The sequence below is a fragment of the Burkholderia diffusa genome, assembly GCF_001718315.1.
In the GTDB taxonomy this organism is placed as follows: Bacteria; Pseudomonadota; Gammaproteobacteria; order Burkholderiales; family Burkholderiaceae; genus Burkholderia; species Burkholderia diffusa_B.
On record NZ_CP013362.1, the window covers coordinates 2,382,476 to 2,400,324 of the forward strand.

Consider the following 17,849-nt stretch of genomic DNA (forward strand, 5'->3'; position numbering starts at 1 on the left):
CGTTCGGCGCATCCATCAGACGAAAAGCCTCGAAGGCGCTGCGGCGGCCACCCCGCGCGGCGGGCCCGATCATCGCAGGGCGGTCGGTTCGGCCGATTACGCAACGGCGCCGCATTCACTGCTAAACACGCCGGAACGACAGTAATAAGAACGTCTCGTGACTGTCACGGCATAGTCACGCCCGCATGGCGCAATGCCGGTAATGTCAACCGGCGCGAGTCATGCATGGGCCAGAAAACGTCCGCGACCTCCCTGTTCCGTCAACCGCTCGGCGCCCGCGCCGTCACCGCCTTCCTGTCCGGCTCGGCCGCAACCGATGCCCTTTCGTCGCACGAACCGACGGCCGCGCACGCCAGGCAACACGATGACCCGGAGCCGTCCACCCACCGCTACCGCACGATCTGGCTGTCCGACATCCATCTTGGCTCGAGCGGCTGCCAGGCGCCGTACCTGCTCGACTTCCTGCGCCACAACGATTCGGAATACCTGTACCTCGTCGGCGACATCATCGACGGCTGGCAGCTGAAGAAGGGCTGGTACTGGCCGCAGGCGCACAACGACGTCGTGCAGAAGGTGCTGCGCAAGGCGCGCAAGGGCACGCAGGTGGTCTACATCCCGGGCAACCACGACGAAGGCGCGCGGCAGTTCTGCGACCTCGCATTCGGTGACATCCAGGTGCGCGGCGAAGCATTTCACACGACGCTCGCGGGCAAGCGCCTGTGGATCGTGCACGGCGACCTGTTCGACGGCGTGATCCAGCACGCGAAATGGCTCGCGTATCTCGGCGACACGCTCTACACGCTGATCCTCGTGCTGAACCGCTGGTTCAACCGGATCCGCAGCCGGCTGGGCTTCCAGTACTGGTCGCTGTCGCAGTACCTGAAGCACCAGGTGAAGAACGCGGTGAACTTCATCTCGCAGTTCGAAACCGTGATGACCGACGAAGCACGCCGCCGCGGCTGCGACGGCGTCGTGTGCGGGCACATCCACAAGGCGGAGATCCGCGACATCGACGGCGTGCTGTACTGCAACGACGGCGACTGGGTCGAGAGCCTGTCCGCGCTCGTCGAAACGATGGAAGGCGAGCTGAAGATCGTCTACTGGACGGTGATGCGCACCGCGCCGTCCGCCGCTCCGTCGCGCAAGGCCAAGGCCACCGCCGCCTGACACAACTCCACTTACAGGACACATGCCGCGATGAAGATCATGATCGTCACCGACGCGTGGGAACCGCAGGTCAACGGCGTCGTGCGCACGCTGAAGAGCACCTCGCGCGAACTCACCGCGCTCGGCCACCGGGTCGAAATGCTGACGCCGCTGGAATTCCGCACGGTGCCCTGCCCGACCTACCCCGAGATCCGCCTGTCGATCCTGCCGTACCGCAAGCTGCGCGCGCGGATCGACGCATTCGCGCCCGACGCGCTGCACATCGCGACCGAAGGCCCGCTCGGCCTCGCCGCACGACGCTATGCGCGCGCGCGCAAGCTGCCGTACACGACCGCGTACCACACGCGTTTTCCGGAATACGTGCAGGCGCGCTTCGGCATTCCGCTGTCGGCGACCTACAAGTTCCTGCACTGGTTCCACGGGCCGTCACTCGCGGTGATGGCGCCGACCCCGGTCGTGAAGCAGGACCTCGAGAAATTCGGCTTCACGAACGTCGTGCTGTGGACGCGCGGCGTCGATCTCGACATCTTCCGGCCGATGGAATCGAAGGTGCTCAATACCGCGCGGCCGATCTTCCTGTACGTGGGCCGCGTCGCGATCGAGAAGAACGTCGAGGCATTCCTGCGCCTCGACCTGCCCGGCTCGAAGTGGGTCGCGGGCGAAGGTCCGGCGCTCGCCGAACTGAAATCGCGCTACCCGGAAGCGAACTATCTCGGCGTCCTGTCGCAAGCCGAGCTCGCCAAGGTGTATGCTGCGGCCGACGTGTTCGTGTTCCCGAGTCGCACCGACACGTTCGGCCTCGTGCTGCTGGAGGCGCTCGCGTGCGGCACGCCGGTCGCCGCGTACCCCGTCACGGGCCCGATCGACGTGCTCGGCGGGGGCGATGCCGGCGCGATGCACGAAGACCTGCAGGAAGCCTGCCTCGAGGCGCTCAAGATCGAACGGGAGACTGCCCGCGCGTGGGCCGAGCGCTTCTCGTGGCGCGCGGCGTCCGAGCAGTTCGCGTCGCATCTGAAACCGCTGCCGAAGACTGCGTACTCGCCCCCCGAAGGTGCCGCCGTTTGAAACGAGACCTGAACGACAAGACCCCGCTCCCCGCCGCGACGGCGCAACCGCATCGCCCGTTCGACGAAGAAGAACCGCACGCCGATGCGGACGCGCACGCGCACGAACCGCTCGGCCCCGACGATCGCCTGGCGCCGCTGCCGCCGAACCCGTACAAGCGCCACCGCGGCATCACGCGTGCGTGGTACGCGCTCAAGCATTCGCTGAACGGGTTTCGCGTCGCGATCCGCGAAGAGAGCGCGTTTCGCCAGGAGCTCACGCTCGCCGCGCTGATGCTGCCGATCGGCGCGTTCTCGCCGGTTCCCGCCGCCTCGCGGGCGCTGCTGATCGCGTCGGTCCTGCTGGTGCTGATCGTCGAGCTGTTGAACTCGAGCGTCGAGGCCGCGATCGACCGCATCTCGCTCGAGCGTCACGAATTGTCGAAGCGCGCGAAGGATCTCGGCAGCGCGGCGGTCACGGTCGCGCTGTTCGCGTGCGTGACGACGTGGGGCTTCGTGCTCGGCCCGGTCGTCGCACGCTGGCTCGGCTTCTAGCAGCACCCGCGGCACCGCCTGCGTGCGGCGGTGCACCATGCGCGGAACGCATCGCGATCACGAAATGCGCCCGTTGTAAGGAATCCGCGGTTTATAATCGTCGGCCAGACCTAGAACAGCAACCCGCGCCGGACGAATCTCGCAGCATCGATTGCAGCGCCCGCCAGTCCGGCATACACAGGGCCGGACGACATGGAAGCGAAACCTCCCCGCCGCACCCGCGAACGGATTCTCGAGTTGTCGTTGAAACTCTTCAACGAGATCGGCGAGCCGAACGTCACGACGACGACGATCGCCGAGGAAATGGAAATCAGTCCAGGCAACCTGTACTACCATTTCCGCAACAAGGACGACATCATCAACAGCATCTTCGCGCAGTTCGAGCAGCAGATCGAACGGCGGTTGCGCTTTCCCGAAGATCACCGTCCGACGATCGACGAAACCTGGTCGTACCTGCAGTACATGGCCGACTTCATGTGGACCTACCGGTTCCTGTATCGCGACCTCAACGACCTGCTCGCGCGCAACCGTACGCTCGAGACGCACTTCAAGCAGATCATCAGCCACAAGGTGCGCTTCGCGCACGACATGTGCGAGCTGCTCGTGTCCGATGGCGAAATGGTCGCGACGCCCGCCGAGATCGAAGTCATCGCCACCAACATGGCCGTGATCTCGACGTACTGGCTGTCGTATCAGTACGTGATGCACCCGCGCAAATACAACGACCAGGACGCGATCCGCGAAGAGCTGCACCAGGTGAGCATGCACGTGATCTCGGTCATGGCCCCTTATCTGCGCGGCCGTTCGCGCCAGCTGTTCGACGATCTCGTCTCCGGCAAGCTGCCCAAGCGCCAGTTCACCGACTACCTGCCGCCGCGCGACGGTTCGCCGCGCCCAGCCGGCAGCCCGGTCGCCGCCAAGCCCGCCGCGAAGGATACGAAACAATGAAGGCTGTCTGTGTTTACTGCGGCTCGGCGTCCGGCGTGCGGCCCGTCTATGCGGACGCCGCGCGCGCGTTCGGCCGCGCGCTCGTCGATGCGGGCCTCACGCTCGTCTACGGCGGCGGCCGCGTCGGCCTGATGGGCGTGATCGCCGATGAAGTGATGGCGGCCGGCGGCCGTGCGGTCGGCGTGATCCCCGAGTTGCTGGTCGACAAGGAAGTCGGCCATACCGGGCTGTCCGAGCTGCACGTCGTGCCCGACATGCATCACCGCAAGAAGATGATGGCCGACCTCGCGGATGCGTTCGTCGCGATGCCCGGCGGCGCCGGCACGCTCGAGGAATTCTTCGAGGTCTATACGTGGGCGCAGCTCGGCTATCACCGCAAACCGGTCGCGCTGTACAACATCGATGCGTTCTACGATCCGCTGATCGCGCTGCTGCGCCATACGGTCGACGAAGGCTTCATGCGCCCGACCTACTTCGACGCGCTGTGCATCGACGCCGAACCGGTCGCGCTGATCGAACAGTTGCGCCGCTACCAGCCGCCCGTCCGCGACAAGTGGGCGCCGGACGCGGCCAAGTAACGTTTATCGGGAGCCGCACGCGATGCCCGCACCGTCGTCCGAGCGCCGGGCCGTCCTCATCACCGGCGCGAGCCGCGGCATCGGCCGTGCGACCGCCGTGCTCGCGGCCGAGCGCGGCTGGGACGTCGGCATCAACTACGCACGCGATGCGGCGGCAGCCGAACTGACCGCGCAAGCCGTTCGCGACGCCGGCGCACGCGCGTGTGTCGTCGCCGGCGACGTCGCAAACGAAGCGGACGTCATCGCGATGTTCGACACCGTCGCGGCGGCGTTCGGTCGCCTCGATGCACTTGTCAACAATGCGGGGATCGTCGCACCGTCGATGCCGCTCGCCGACATGCCCGTCGACCGGCTGCGGCGGATGTTCGACACCAACGTGCTCGGCGCCTACCTGTGCGCGCGCGAAGCCGCGCGCCGGCTGTCCACCGATCGCGGCGGGCGCGGCGGCGCGATCGTCAACGTGTCGTCGATCGCGTCCCGGCTCGGTTCCCCGAACGAGTACGTCGACTACGCGGGCTCGAAGGGCGCGGTCGATTCGCTGACGATCGGCCTCGCGAAGGAACTCGGCCCGCACGGCGTGCGCGTCAACGCGGTGCGGCCCGGCCTCATCGAGACGGAAATCCATGCGAGCGGCGGCCAGCCGGGCCGCGCGGCACGCCTCGGCGCGCAGACTCCGCTCGGCCGCGCGGGCGAGGCGCAGGAGATCGCGGAAGCGATCGTCTGGCTACTCGGCGATACCGCGTCATACACGACGGGCGCCCTGCTCGACGTCGGCGGCGGCCGATAATCGCGCCCCAAAAGGGCGAAAAACGGACCGGATGAAGCGATCCGTGGTCACGACACCACAAATCTCCACAATATCGTGACCATTTCAGTAAACATCCGTAACAGATCCGTGCTCTACTAGCGCCAAGTCAAAAACAGTCGATCATCCGGCTGTCATCTCGCTTCGATGCGACCCTTATGGGTCCGGCCTATGTCGCCGGCCCGCTTGACCCGACCGAGATCTTTTCCATGCCAGGAACCGCAGCGCCCGGCCGGCGACGCACATCCGTGCCCGCTTCGGCCATGCACGCCCGATCAGCCGCCGATCCCGACCTCAGCGCGACACGCCATGCCGCCGGCACGCCCGCCGTGGCCGGCACTCCCGCGGCAGACGCCGCCGGCGATCGCGTCCTCCGGCTCGGCTGGCGCGTCTGGCTGCTGGTTGCCGCGCTGGTCTGCGCGTACACGCTGCCGGGCGTGCTCGGCCACGATCCGTGGAAGCAGGACGAAACCTATACGTTCGGCATCATCCAGCACATGCTCGAGACGGGCGACTTCGTCGTGCCGACCAACGCCGGCCAGCCGTTCATGGAAAAGCCGCCGCTCTACGCGTGGGTCGCGACGAGTCTCGCGTGGCTGCTGCAGCGGGTGATGCCGCTGCACGACGCGGCACGGCTCGCGAGCGCGCTGTTCGCGGCGCTCGCGTTCAGCTTCATCGCGCGCGCCGCACGCAGTGCCAGCCGGGCCGACAGCTGGCTCGACCTGCGCGTGATCGGCCCCGTCGTGCTGAGCGCGAGCACGCTCGTCGTCGTCAAGCATGTGCACGACATGATGACGGACGTCGCGCTGTTCGCGGGCACTGCGATGGGCTTCTGCGGCCTGCTCGAGCTCGTGATGCAGCACGTCGCGCGTGCGCGCCAGATGCGCCACGGGCTGCCGGTGCGGCCGTCCGGCCGCTGGGCCGCGCCGATCTTCGGCGCAGGCGTCGGCATCGCGCTGATGGCGAAGGGGCTGTTCGTGCCGCTCGTGTTCTCGGCAACGCTCACGGGCGTGCTGGTGCTCTACCCCGCCTGCCGTACGCGTGCGTTCGCGCGCTCGCTCGCCGTCGCCGCGCTCGTGTTCGCACCGTTCGCGCTCATCTGGCCCACGGCGCTGTTCCTGCGCTCCGAAGCGCTCTTCATGACCTGGTTCTGGGACAACAACGTCGGCCGCTTCTTCGGTTTCTCGGTACCGGAACTGGGCGCGGAAAACGACAAGCCGTTCTTCATCGTGCGCGCATTCCTGCTGCTCGGCTTCCCGGTCGCACCGCTCGCGATCGCCGCGCTGGCACGCGGCGCATGGCGCGACTGGCGCACGCCGCGCATCGCGCTGCCCGTCCTGTTCGCCGGGATCGGCCTTGCCGTGCTGCAAGTGTCCGCGACCTCGCGCCAGCTCTACATCCTGCCGTTCTTCGCGCCGCTCGCGCTGGTTGCCGCGCAGGCGATCGAGCGCCTGCCGCGCGGGCTGCATCTTGCATGGGATTACCTGAGCCGACTGCTGTTCGGCACCGTGGTCGCGCTCGCGTGGGCGATCTGGGCGGTGATGGCCGACCCGGGTGCATCGCGTGCGGGCCTCGCGCCGCTAGGCCGCTGGCTGCCGCTCGACTGGACGATGCCGATCGTGCCCGGGTTCGTGATCGGCGCGCTCGTGCTGACGGTCGGCTGGCTGTGGCTGCTGCCGAAGCTGCGCACGACCGGCCTGTGGCGCGGCGCGCTGTCGTGGGGCGCGGGCGCGCTGGTCGCTTGGGGTCTCGTGTATACGCTGCTGCTGCCGTGGCTCGACGTCGCGAAGAGTTACCGGTCGGTGTTCGACGACCTGAACACGCACCTCGCGCTCGAATGGAGCGATGGCGACTGCATGGCGAGCCTGCACGGGCTCGGCGAATCGGAAGCGCCGATGCTGTACTACTTCTCCGGTATCCAGCACACGCCGATCGACGACGCGAAGACGACGCGCTGCACGTGGATGATCGTCCAGGGCGTGCGGGCCGTCGACCCGGCGCCGGGCAGCGAATGGAAACTGTTCTGGACTGGCGCTCGCCCGGGCGACGACGAGGAACTGCTGCGCGTCTACGTGCGCACCCCCGAAGAGCACGAAACGCAGTGATGCAAGGCGGCGCCGCGAAGCGGCGCCGTCGTCATTTCCGCAAGGCCGCGCAAGCAGCGCCCAAGCGCGGTTTCACGCCGGCCGCCCCACCGCCCCGCGCGTCAGAACGACGAGCCCGGCCCGCGCAGGAATGCCGTCTCCGCATCGGTCGACGGGCGGCCGAGAATCGCGTTCCGGTGCGGAAAACGGCCGAAGCGCTCGACCACGGCCGCATGGCGCAACGCGAAGTCGTGATAGCTCTCACACCCGGCTTCGCCACGAATGCCCGCGCACAGGCGCACGGCCTCCCGCTGGCTCTCGCCCGATTCGTCGTGTTCGAACGGCAGGTACGCAAACGCGCGGTGATGGCCACTTGGCAATTGCGCGTCCCACCCGGCCGCGACGACGCGCCGCGCGAGTGCCAGGGCCTTCGGATCGGCGGCGAACGCACGCGGCGTGCCGCGATGAATGTTGCGAGAGAACTGGTCGAGCACCACGATCAGCGCGAGCGCGCCGAGCGGCGTGTCGGCCCAGCGATCGTGGGCGCCGTCGCACGCGGCGTCGAGCAACGCGCCGTAGCGCGTCCGCAGCAGGTCGTCGAACGCCGCACCGCCGTTGAACCACACTTTGCGCGCGTGGCCGAACTCGACCGAACCCGGCTCGCCGAACCAGAAATCGAGAATCTCGCGCGCTTGCGGATCAAGCGCCGCGGCACTGCCCGTCAGGTTTTCGACCTTCATGCAAACTCCAGTACGAGGCGCCGTGTCCGCGCGCTCTTCTTTTCCAGTTTGGCGACCCGCAGCTCGCCGATTTCCGACGTATTGCGCACATGCGTGCCGCCGCACGGCTGAAGATCGACGCCTTCGATGCGCAGCAGCCGCACGCGACCCAGCCCCAGCGGCGGCTTCACGCTCATCGTGCGCACGAGCTCGGGCCGCTCGGTCATCTCGGCGTCGGTGATCCATTCGGTGGTGACGGCATGCGAGCCGTGGACCAGCGCCGCGAGACGGCGCTCGACGTCGACGCGGTCGATCGCGTCCGACGTCGCGAAATCGAGCCGCACGTAGTCGGCTGTCACGCTGCAGCCGTCGACCGGGTACGGCAGCACCGCGCACATCAGGTGCGCGGCCGTATGCAGCCGCATGTGCCGGTAGCGGCGCAGCCAGTCGATGTCCGCGACCACGCGCGCGCCGGGGGCGAGCGCCGCGACATGCGCTTCCTGGCCCGGCGCGGGCACGTGCACGGCATCGTCGGGCGTTGCGCCGTCGAACTTCGCCTTGCGCGTGTCGGCGATCGTGATCGTGCGCCCGTCAGGCAGCGTCAGCGTGCCGCTGTCGCCGGCCTGCCCGCCGCCAAGCGGATAGAACACGGTGCGGTCGAGCCGGATGCCGTCATCGCCGACGGCCGCAACGACGGCTTCGCATTGCGTCAGATAGGCATCTTCACGAAACAGGGCATGGGTCGTCATCGGGCGAGCCTCGTATCGATGGGGAAACGGTCAGTGTCGCGCCGCACCGGCCAGGCGCCCAGACGCAGATCGTCCGGCATGCGGACAGCGGCGTACCGGTCGATCAACCGGGCCGGTTGCGCATCCAGTCGGCCGTATCGTAGAACGAATGCATGAGCCGTTCACGCAACGGCTCGGCCAACCCGATGTCCTCCATTGCCCACGCCATGCAGCGCAGCCACTGATCGCGCTCGACCGATGCGATCGGGAACGGCAGGTGCCGTGCGCGCAGCCGCGGATGGCCGAACCGGCTGATGTAGTGATCGGGGCCGCCGAGCCAGCCGCTCAGGAACCAGAACAGCTTGTCGCGCGAGCCGTCGAGCGACGCCGGATGCAGCGCGCGAATCTCCGCGAACTCGGGCTCGAGGTCCATCAGGTCGTAAAAACGGTCCACCATTTCGCGCACGCGGGCTTCGCCGCCCACGAGCTCGAACGCCGTCGGTTGCGACGGCGCTTCATCATTCACATCGGTCATACGAATAATCGGAAACGGGATAGTCGGGGCCGCCGGCGACGCTCACGCGTCGCGCAGCGACTGCAGCGCCGGGCGTCGCAACACATTATGCAGGCTCAGCCAGCCGGCCGCACCGGCGCACGCGACGCCGGCCGCGATGCCGGCCGGCACGAGCCACGGATCGACGGCGAGCTGGAAGTCGAACACGCGCGACGCGAGCGCCCAGCCGACCGCGATCGCACCGGCCGACGCCAGCGCACCGGCCAGCGCGCCGACGACGATGAATTCCGCGCGCTGCACCGCATTGATCTGCGCGCGCGACGCACCGAGCGCACGCAGCAGCGCAGCCTCGCGCACGCGCTCGTCGCGCGAGCCGGCGAGCGCCGTGTACAGCACGAGCACGCCCGCAGCGAGCGTGAACGCAAACAGGAACTGCACCGCGCCGACCACCTGCAGCATCATCCGCTGCAACTGGGCGAGGATCGGCGCGAGGTCGATCGCGGTCAAGTTCGGGTAGCGCGCGATCAGCGGATCGAGCAGCGCCGTCTGCTCGGCCGGCAGGTGGAAGCTCGTCAGGTAGACGGCCGGGAAATCCTTCAGCACGGGCGGCGGCATCAGCACGAAAAAGTTGACGCGAAACGAGCCCCAGTCGAGCTTGCGCACGCTGGTGATCGGTGCATCGACCGTCAGCCCCGTCACGTCGAAGCGCAGTGTGTCGCCCGGCTTCACGTTCAGTGTCTTCGCGAGCCCGGCCTCGATCGAGATCTGCGGGCTGGCAGAGCGGCCGAACCAGTCGCCGGCGACGATCCGGTTGTCGGACGGCAGCTCGATCGTATACGACAGGTTGAACTCGCGGTCGACGAGCCGGCGCGCCTCGTCCGACGGATACGCGTCCGGGTTCACCGGCTTGCCGTTGATCGCGACGAGCCGGCCGCGCACCATCGGCGCGGGCACCGCATCGCGTACGCCGTGCGCGGCGAGCCACGCTGCAACGTCGTCGCGCTGATCGGGCTGGATGTCGATCAGGAACTGGTTCGGCGCATCGGGCGGCATCGACTGCCGCCAGCCGGCGACGAGGTCGTTGCGCGTGATCGCGATCAGCAGCAGGCACATCAGGCCCAGCGCGAGCGCGGTGATCTGCAGCGCGCTGGCCGTGCCGCGCCGGTGCAGCGACGCGAGCGCGTAACGCCAGCCGACACCCGCGGCCACGCGCGCGTCGCGCACCGCGCGCGCCGCCGCGTACAGCGCGAGTCGCGCGATCAGCGAGAACCCGACCAACGCGCCCGCGAACCCGCCCGCGACGATCAGCCCGAGCTTCAGGTTGCCCGCCGCGACGATCAGCAGCCCAGCGAACAGCACGACGCCGAGCGCATACAAGGCCCAGGCCGTGCGCGACGCATCGCCCCAGTCGCGCCGCAGCACACGCACCGGCGGCACGCGAGTGAGCGGTGCAAGCGGCGGCAGCGCGAAGCCGAGCAGCAGCACGAGCGCGGCGCCGATTCCGACGAGCGCGGGCCAGGGCGTGGGCGGCGGCAGCACGACGTCGATCAGGCTGCCGAGCGCCGCGAGGAGCGCCCAGTGGCCGCCGTAGCCGAGCAACGCGCCGGCGCCCCCCGAGACGATGCCGATGCCGGCGAATTCGAGCGCGAACAGCGTGCCGAGCGTGCGGCGGCTCACGCCGAGGCAGCGCATCGTCGCGCAGCCGTCCAGATGGCGCCGCATGTAGCGCTGCGCGGCCATCGCGATCGCGACCGCCGCGAGCAGCGCGGTGAGGAGCGCGACGAGCGTCAGGAAATGGCGCGCGCGATCGAGCGTCTGGCGCACCTGCGGCTGGCCTTCCTGCAACGATTCGAGGCCGACGCCGCGCAGCTTGCCGCCGTCCACGCGCCCGTGCGCATAGGCCTCGAAGCGCGCGACGGCCGGCGTGTCGCCGGCCACGAGCAGCCGATACGTGACGCGGCTGCCGTAACCGGTGAGCCCCGTCGCGGCGAGCTCGTCCGCGCGCATCATCAGCCGCGGCGAGAAATTGACGAACGAGAAACCGCGATCGAGTTCGCGGGAGATCGACGCCGCGACCGTGAACGTGCGCAACCCGACGCGCACGGTGTCCCCCGCCTTCAGGTGCAATGCATCGAGCAGCGCGGGATCGGCCCACACGGTACCGGGCGCGGGAATCGCGGTCGCCTTGTGCGCGGCGGTCGCACCGGCCGGCACGATCTCGACCGCGCCGCGCAGCGGATATCCGGGCGATACGGCCTTCACGGCCGCGAGGCGCGCGGGCGCTGCGGCGCCCACCTGGCCTCCGGCGGCCGATGCAATCATGCTCGGGAAAATCGCGGTCGTCGCGGTACGCAGGCCGAGTGCGCGCGCCTCGCGGTCGAACGACGGATCGACGGGATGGTCGGCACGCACGACGAAATCGGCGCCGAGCATCTGGCGCGCGTCGCGCTCGAGCCCCTGGCGCAGCCGGTCGGCGAGGAAGCCGACGCTCGTCAGCGCGGCGACCGCGAGCACCAGCGCCAGCACGAGCAGCGTCAGCTCACCGGCGCGCCAGTCGCGCGCGGTCATCCGTGCGGCCTGGCGGATCAGGTCGCGCCAGCCGAAGCGGCCGGCATGGCCGGGCCGCCCGGCAGGCGACGGGTCAGCATGCTGCCGCTCGGCGGGTGACGGCGGCTTCAATCGCGCTTGCCCCCGATCGAGTTGAGCCGCGACACCATGTGGTTCGCCATTCCGCGGAAGCCGCCCGACACGCCGCGCCACAGACGCGGCAGCGCCCAGGCCGACGCCGCGATGAACGCCGCGAGCAGTACGAGGAACGCGAGCGGAACGAAGAACGCGAGTGCGAGGCCGCCGAACACGAGGCCGTCCTCGGTGGACGACGCGACCCAGTTCGAGATCGGCTCGGGAGACAGGTTGATCAGCGCGCGCGTGCCGGCCTTCGCGACATGGGCGGCACCGGCAAGCGAACCGCCGGCCAGCCCGGCGACCGCGAGCACGGTCGGGTCGGCATGGCCGAGTGCACCGGCGGCCAGCACCGCGCCGGCCGGAATGCGGATGAAGGTGTGCACCGCGTCCCACAGTGAATCGAACGCGGGAATCTTGTCGGCAAGGAATTCGGTGACGGCGAGCACGGCGGCCGCGCCGATGACCCACGGCGACGTCAGGACCGCGAGCGTGTCAGGCAGATGGAGCCAACCGACCCGCGCGAGCACGCCGGCGATCAGCACCGTCAGGTAAAGGCGCAGCCCGCTCGCCCACGCGAGCCCCGCGCCGAGCGAAATGGCTTCGATCATGGCCCTCTCCTTGCACTTTTTCGTGCGCTTTGCCGATTGATCGGATCGAGTCGGTACGACGGCCGCGCGGCGCGTGGCGACCGGCGCCGCGCGGCCGAGCGCGGCGCGGCGACATTCAGGCCCGAATGCGTTCCATTATAGAAGGCTGGCAGGCGGGCCGGCGCAATTCCGCAGTGCGTCACGACCGGCCGCGCACCGGCCGGCGCGCGGCCCGCCGGCATCAGCCAGCCGACGACAGCTTCAGGCCGACCAGCCCCAGCACGATCAGCGACGCGCTCGCGACGCGGGCGACGGTGAGCGCCTCGCCCATCATCACGATCCCGAACACGAATGCGCCGACCGCGCCGATGCCCGTCCATACCGCATATGCGGTGCCGAGCGGCAACTGGCGCATCGCGACCGCGAGCAGCCCGAAGCTGGCGAGCGCCGTCACGATCGTAAACACCGACGGTCCGAGCTTCGTGAAACCCTCGGACGATTTCATGCCGGCCGCCCAGGCCACTTCCAGCAAACCGGCAATCAACAACAATACCCACGCCATCTCGACGTACTCCGGATCGGATGGGGCCGTCCCCGTTGAAGCGAATGACCCGGGGTCGTCCCCGGGCGGCGCCGAGTATAACAAGGCGCTTACGGGCATGCGGGATGCGCCGGAGGCGAACGGGGAGCGGACCGACGCATGGCGCGGCCACCTCCGCCCTGTCGCGCGCGGTCTCAGTTCGACACGCGCTTGGCGCCGACACCGCCGACGCAGCGGTCGTCGCGATACAGCGCCCACTCGTCGCATACGCGACCGTCCTTGAACACGCACATGCCCACCTGCCCGCGCGGCAGGTTGCGGATCACGTGGCGGCCGCCGAGCTTTTCGCAATTGACCGACGCGGGATTGGCGAGCGCCTGCTGCGGCGCCGAAGGCTGTTGCCCGGGCGGCAGCGGCTGCGCGAACGCGCCGGGCGCGGCAAACGCCAGCGCACTGATGACGACGAGACGGACGGACATGGCACGCTCCTCGGTTTCGTTCGCGGAATGGTCAGCATAGCGGGGAATCCGTGGCCGGTGTGCGTGGCCGGCGCATGCGGCGGCAATGTCGCGCCGATGCAACTTCACCGGCGTGCCGCCTTGCATTCAGGTCATATCACGCGGCGCCGACGAGCCGGTAGCCGACGCCCGTTTCGGTGACGATGTGCTCGGGCTGCGCGGGATCGCGCTCGAGCTTCTGGCGCAGGTGCGCCATGTAGATGCGCAGATAGTGATGGCTCTCGACGTGCGACGGCCCCCATACGTCGCGCAACAGTTGACGGTGCGTGAGCACGCGCCCCGCATGCCGCACGAGCGTCGCGAGCAGCCGGTATTCGAGCGGCGTCAGGTGCACGATCTCGCCATCGCGCCACACCTGGCGCAGCGCGAGATCGACGCTCACGCTGCCGAAGCCGACCTTCGGCGATTCGTTCGCGCCGCCCTGGTTGCGCCGGCGCAGTTGCGCACGAATCCGCGCGCGCAGCTCGGACACGCCGAACGGCTTGGTCAGGTAGTCGTCGGCACCTGCGTCGAGCGCAGCGACCTTCTCCTCTTCCTGCGTGCGCGCGGACAGCACGATCACCGGCACCTCGGACCAGCCGCGCAGCTCGCGGATCACATCGAGGCCGTCGGTGTCGGGCAGGCCGAGATCGACGATCACGAGATCCGGCTTGCGGGTCGCCGCGTCGATCAGCCCCTGCTTGCCCGTCTCCGCCTCGAACACGGCGATGTCCTCCTCTTCGAGCGCGGCGCGCACGAAGCGGCGGATCTGTTTCTCGTCCTCGATCAGGACGACGGTCAGGCTCGGTTCACTCATGGTCTGGCAATGGCTTGGAGGGAGACGATGCGCCGGGCACGTCGATTTCGTCGTCGGGTACGGCAGGCACGGCCGGCGGCGTCTCGACCGGCAGCGTGAACCAGAAGCGCGCGCCCGTCACGCGGCCGTCGGGCGCGGTACGGTTGAGCGCGCCGATTTTACCGCCGTGCGCCTCGACGATCGCGCGACAGATCGCAAGACCGAGCCCGATGCCGGGCGTCGCCGATTCCTTCTCGCCGCGCGTGAACTTGTCGAAGATCCGCGTTTCCATGCCGGCCGGCAGGCCCGGGCCGTGATCGTCGACGTGCACGCGCACAAATGGTTGGCCGTCGTCGGTCACGCGCTCGGCGCCGATCTCGATCGACGTGTCGGGCGGCGTGTACTTCGCCGCGTTCTCGAACAGGTTGGTGAACAGCCGCTCCATCAGCACCGCGTCCATCTGCAGGAGCGGCAGGTCGGCCGGCAGCGACACGCGCGCGGGATGCCGCGCGAGCACGCGCTTGCACGCGGCGAGCGCCGCGCCGACGGTTTCCTCGAGCAGCGACCACTGGCGCTTGAGCTGCAGGCTGCCGGCCTGCAGCCGCGCCATGTCGAGCAGGTTCGTGACGATGCCCGTCATCCGCAACGCCTCGTCGTGGATCGCGTCGACCAGCTCGCCCTCGCGCTGCGCGAAGCGTTCGGCCGCCGCGGCGTCGCCGTCGCGCGCGGCCGCGCGTCCGTTCGCGAGCATCGAGGAAAAACCGACGATCGTCGTGAGCGGCGTGCGCAGGTCGTGCGAGATCGCCGACAGCAGCGAATTGCGCAGCCGCTCGGACTCCATGTTGACGAGCGCGTCGCGCGCGATCTCGACGTAGTGCACGCGCTCGAGCGCAAGCGCGATCTGTGCGGCGAACGCATCGAGCATCCGCAACTGCTCGGGCACCTCCAGCTCCCGCGGGTCGCGCGACGCGACCGCGAGCACGCCGCGCGTGCGCATCGGCGCCTTCAGCGGCAGGTACAGCGCGGCGGTCGCGGGCAGCGTGTCGGTGCCGCGCCCGGCCGGCTTCTGCTGGTCGTACACCCACTGGCCGACGTCGCTGTCGAGATCGGCGCCGGTCAGCGTGACGGCCGCGTCGGGCTCCTCGATCTTCTGCCGCACCTGGTCCGCGCTGTCGGGCAGCAGGAACGCCACGCGCGCGCGAAACACCTCGCCCACGTGGCGGCTGCCGATCTCGACGATCTGCTCGGTCGTCAACGCCGCGCCGAGTTCGCGCGCCATCGCGTAGATCGCGCCGGTGCGACGCTCGCGACGCTGCGCGATGCTCGCCTGGCGCGTCAGCGTCGACGTCAGGTGGCTGATCACGAGCGACGTCAGCAGCATCCCGAAGAAGGTCAGCAGGTACTGCGTGTCGCTGACCGAGAACGACATGCGCGGCGGCACGAAGAAGAAATCGAACGCGGCGACCGACAGGAACGACTGCAGCACGCCCGGGCCGCGCCCGAGCCGCACGGCGGAGAACACGACGCCGAGCAGGTACAGCATCACGAGGTTCGTCAGGTCGAGCCGCTCGGACACGATGCTCGCGACGCCGGTGATCGCCGCGCAGATCGCGGCCGCGTACAGGTAATGACGCGGCGGCGAACGCCGCATGCCGAATTGCGCGAATGCGTCGCGCCAGTCGCGTGCGCGCGCGTCGAGCGGCGCCGCGCGCACTTCGTCGCTCGCGGACGCGCGGATCAGCATCAGGTCGACGTCGCCCGCGCGCTCGGCGAGCTTTTCGCCGAACGGCCGCGCGAAGCGGCGCATGAGCCCGACCTTCGGCGAGCCGCCCGCGACGAGCTTCGACACGTTGCGCACCTTCGCATAGCCGATCAGCGCGGCGACCGCGTCGTCGCCGGCGAGCGTCGCCGTCTCCGCGCCGAGCTCGGCCGCGAGCTTCAGCGCATCGAGCGTGCGCTGCCGCCGCGCGTCGGGCAACCGTTGCAGTCGTGGCGTCTCCACATAGACGGCGATCCAGTCGGCCTTCAGGCTCGCGGCGAGCCGCGCGGCCGCGCGCACGAGCGTCGGCGCCTCGGGGCCCGGCCCGACGCAGACGAGCAGCCGCTCGCGCGCCTGCCAGATGCGCTGGATCGAACGGTCGGCGCGGTATTCGCGCATCTGCGCGTCGACGCGGTCGGCCGTGCGCCGCAGCGCCAGTTCGCGCAGCGCGATCAGGTTGCCCTTGCGGAAGAAGTTGCGCACCGCGCGCTCGGCCTGCTGCGCGAGATAGACCTTGCCGTCGCGCATCCGCGCGAGCAGTTCCTCGGCCGGCAGGTCGACCAGCGTGACCTCGTCGGCCGCGTCGAACACGCGGTCGGGCACGGTCTCCCACACGCGGATGCCGGTGATCGCGCCCACCACGTCGTTCAGGCTTTCGAGATGCTGGACGTTGACCGTGGTGTACACGTCGATGCCCGCGTCGAGCAGTTCGTAGACATCCTGCCAGCGCTTCAGGTGGCGTGCGCCCTGCACGTTCGAATGCGCGAGTTCGTCGACGAGAATCAGCTGCGGTGCGCGCGCGAGCGCGCCGTCGAGATCGAATTCGGCGAGCGTGCGGCCGCGATGGTCGATGCGCGCGAGCGGCAGCACGTCGAGGCCGTCGAGCAGCGCGGCGGTTTCATTGCGGCCATGGGTCTCGACGATGCCGACGACGACGTCGACACCCTCCTGCCGGCGCTGGCGCGCGGCCTGCAGCATCGCGTAGGTCTTGCCGACGCCGGCGGACGCGCCGAAGAAGATCTTGAGCTGGCCGCGCCGCTGCTTTTCTTCGTCTCGCTGCAGCTTGTCGAGGAGTTGGTCGGGATCGGGGCGGTTCATGCGTCGGGAAGGCGAGGCGCGGGGTCGCGAACGAGTACTGTCATTGTTGTCCCAAATCGCCGCAAAAGGCAAAGACGGCGCATGCGCCGTCGGAAAAACGCGTCCGCCGCGGATCGGGCCGCGCCGGACGCCGGTTGTCGCAAACGCTCAGTGTGCGGCCTGCGCGGCATCGAGCGCGAGGTTCAGCTTCAGCACGTTCACGCGTGGCTCGCCGAGCACGCCGAACTGGCGGCCCGTCGTGTTCGCGGCGACGAGCCGCGCGACCGCGTCGGCCGTCAGGTTGCGCGCCTTCGCGACGCGCTCGACCTGGTACGCGGCGGCAGCCGGCGTGATCTCCGGATCGAGGCCGCTCGCCGACGCCGTCACGAGGTCGACGGGCACGGGCTTCGACATGTCGGTGCCCGCGTCGCGCAGCGCGACGATGCGCGCCTTCACCTGATCGGCAAGCGACGGGTTCAGCGGGCCCAGGTTCGAGCCGCCGGAGCCGGTCGCGTTGTACGGCATCGGCGACGTGGCCGACAGCCGGCCCCAGAAGTACTTCGGTGCATCGAACGGCTGGCCGATCAGCGCGGAGCCAACCGCCTTGCCGTCCTTCTCGATCAGGCTGCCGTTCGCCTGCGACGGGAACACGGCCTGCCCGAACACGGTCATCACGGCCGGGTATGCGAGCCCCGTCACGGCGGTCAGTACGACGAAGATCACGACGAGCGGGCGAATCAACGATTTCATGATGGTTCTTCCTTCA

17 protein-coding genes are annotated in these 17,849 nt (G+C 69.2%); 7 read left to right on the top strand and 10 right to left on the bottom strand.

Features of this window, described 5'->3' with window-relative positions:
- Positions 1-225 precede the first annotated feature (225 nt).
- The 7 genes from WI26_RS11010 (at position 226) to WI26_RS11040 (ending at position 7,201) form a co-directional block, all read left to right on the top strand.
- Positions 226-1,167, top strand: a complete 942-nt coding sequence (locus WI26_RS11010; RefSeq protein ID WP_059538592.1) for a UDP-2,3-diacylglucosamine diphosphatase — start codon at positions 226-228, stop codon at positions 1,165-1,167.
- Between the two features lie 30 nt (positions 1,168-1,197).
- On the top strand, positions 1,198-2,232 hold the full coding sequence (locus WI26_RS11015) for a glycosyltransferase family 4 protein (RefSeq protein ID WP_059468126.1): 1,035 nt from the start codon (positions 1,198-1,200) through the stop codon (positions 2,230-2,232).
- Positions 2,229-2,765 carry a diacylglycerol kinase gene (locus WI26_RS11020; protein ID WP_059468127.1) on the top strand — a complete coding sequence of 179 codons (537 nt, stop codon included), beginning with the start codon at positions 2,229-2,231 and terminating at the stop codon, positions 2,763-2,765. The genes WI26_RS11015 and WI26_RS11020 overlap by 4 nt, the downstream gene beginning before the upstream one ends.
- Before the next feature lie 192 nt (positions 2,766-2,957).
- The gene (locus tag WI26_RS11025) at positions 2,958-3,713 is read left to right on the top strand and encodes a TetR/AcrR family transcriptional regulator (protein ID WP_059468128.1); all 756 of its coding nucleotides are present in this window, start codon (positions 2,958-2,960) and stop codon (positions 3,711-3,713) included.
- Positions 3,710-4,291: a TIGR00730 family Rossman fold protein gene (locus WI26_RS11030; RefSeq protein ID WP_069225935.1), complete on the top strand. Its 582-nt coding sequence runs from the start codon at positions 3,710-3,712 to the stop codon at positions 4,289-4,291. The genes WI26_RS11025 and WI26_RS11030 overlap by 4 nt, the downstream gene beginning before the upstream one ends.
- Positions 4,292-4,313: 22 nt before the next feature.
- Positions 4,314-5,078 (top strand): SDR family oxidoreductase, encoded by a 765-nt coding sequence (locus tag WI26_RS11035; protein WP_059468130.1) that lies wholly within the window; start codon positions 4,314-4,316, stop codon positions 5,076-5,078.
- A gap of 227 nt (positions 5,079-5,305) precedes the next feature.
- Positions 5,306-7,201: an ArnT family glycosyltransferase gene (locus WI26_RS11040; RefSeq protein WP_069226403.1), complete on the top strand. Its 1,896-nt coding sequence runs from the start codon at positions 5,306-5,308 to the stop codon at positions 7,199-7,201.
- Positions 7,202-7,302: 101 nt separating this feature from the next.
- Here the strand turns inward: WI26_RS11040 and WI26_RS11045 are convergent, their stop codons facing one another.
- The 10 genes from WI26_RS11045 to kdpC form a co-directional block, all read right to left on the bottom strand.
- On the bottom strand, positions 7,303-7,920 hold the full coding sequence (locus WI26_RS11045) for a DUF924 family protein (RefSeq protein WP_069225936.1): 618 nt from the start codon (positions 7,918-7,920) through the stop codon (positions 7,303-7,305).
- Positions 7,917-8,648 carry an alanyl-tRNA editing protein gene (locus tag WI26_RS11050; protein WP_059538585.1) on the bottom strand — a complete coding sequence of 244 codons (732 nt, stop codon included), beginning with the start codon at positions 8,646-8,648 and terminating at the stop codon, positions 7,917-7,919. The genes WI26_RS11045 and WI26_RS11050 overlap by 4 nt, the downstream gene beginning before the upstream one ends.
- Positions 8,649-8,751: 103 nt before the next feature.
- Complete coding sequence (locus WI26_RS11055; protein WP_059468133.1) at positions 8,752-9,162, bottom strand: group II truncated hemoglobin; 411 nt, start codon at positions 9,160-9,162, stop codon at positions 8,752-8,754.
- 42 nt (positions 9,163-9,204) lie between these two features.
- The gene (locus tag WI26_RS11060) at positions 9,205-11,709 is read right to left on the bottom strand and encodes an ABC transporter permease (RefSeq protein ID WP_069226404.1); all 2,505 of its coding nucleotides are present in this window, start codon (positions 11,707-11,709) and stop codon (positions 9,205-9,207) included.
- A gap of 107 nt (positions 11,710-11,816) precedes the next feature.
- Entirely contained in the window at positions 11,817-12,434 is a 618-nt protein-coding gene (locus WI26_RS11065) for a DUF4126 domain-containing protein (protein ID WP_040144699.1), read from the bottom strand.
- 220 nt (positions 12,435-12,654) lie between these two features.
- Complete coding sequence (sugE, locus tag WI26_RS11070) at positions 12,655-12,975, bottom strand: quaternary ammonium compound efflux SMR transporter SugE (protein ID WP_059468135.1); 321 nt, start codon at positions 12,973-12,975, stop codon at positions 12,655-12,657.
- A gap of 173 nt (positions 12,976-13,148) precedes the next feature.
- A complete protein-coding gene (locus WI26_RS11075; RefSeq protein WP_059468300.1) occupies positions 13,149-13,433 on the bottom strand; it encodes a DUF333 domain-containing protein in 285 nt (94 codons plus the stop codon).
- A 136-nt stretch (positions 13,434-13,569) separates the two neighbouring features.
- The gene (gene kdpE / locus WI26_RS11080; RefSeq protein ID WP_069225937.1) at positions 13,570-14,268 is read right to left on the bottom strand and encodes a two-component system response regulator KdpE; all 699 of its coding nucleotides are present in this window, start codon (positions 14,266-14,268) and stop codon (positions 13,570-13,572) included.
- Positions 14,261-17,104, bottom strand: coding sequence for a sensor histidine kinase (locus WI26_RS11085; RefSeq protein WP_059914481.1), 2,844 nt, complete (start codon positions 17,102-17,104; stop codon positions 14,261-14,263). Before WI26_RS11085 ends, kdpE begins: the two co-directional genes overlap by 8 nt.
- Positions 17,105-17,251: 147 nt before the next feature.
- Positions 17,252-17,833, bottom strand: coding sequence for a potassium-transporting ATPase subunit KdpC (gene kdpC, locus WI26_RS11090; protein ID WP_069225938.1), 582 nt, complete (start codon positions 17,831-17,833; stop codon positions 17,252-17,254).
- Between the last annotated feature and the right edge of the window lie 16 nt (positions 17,834-17,849).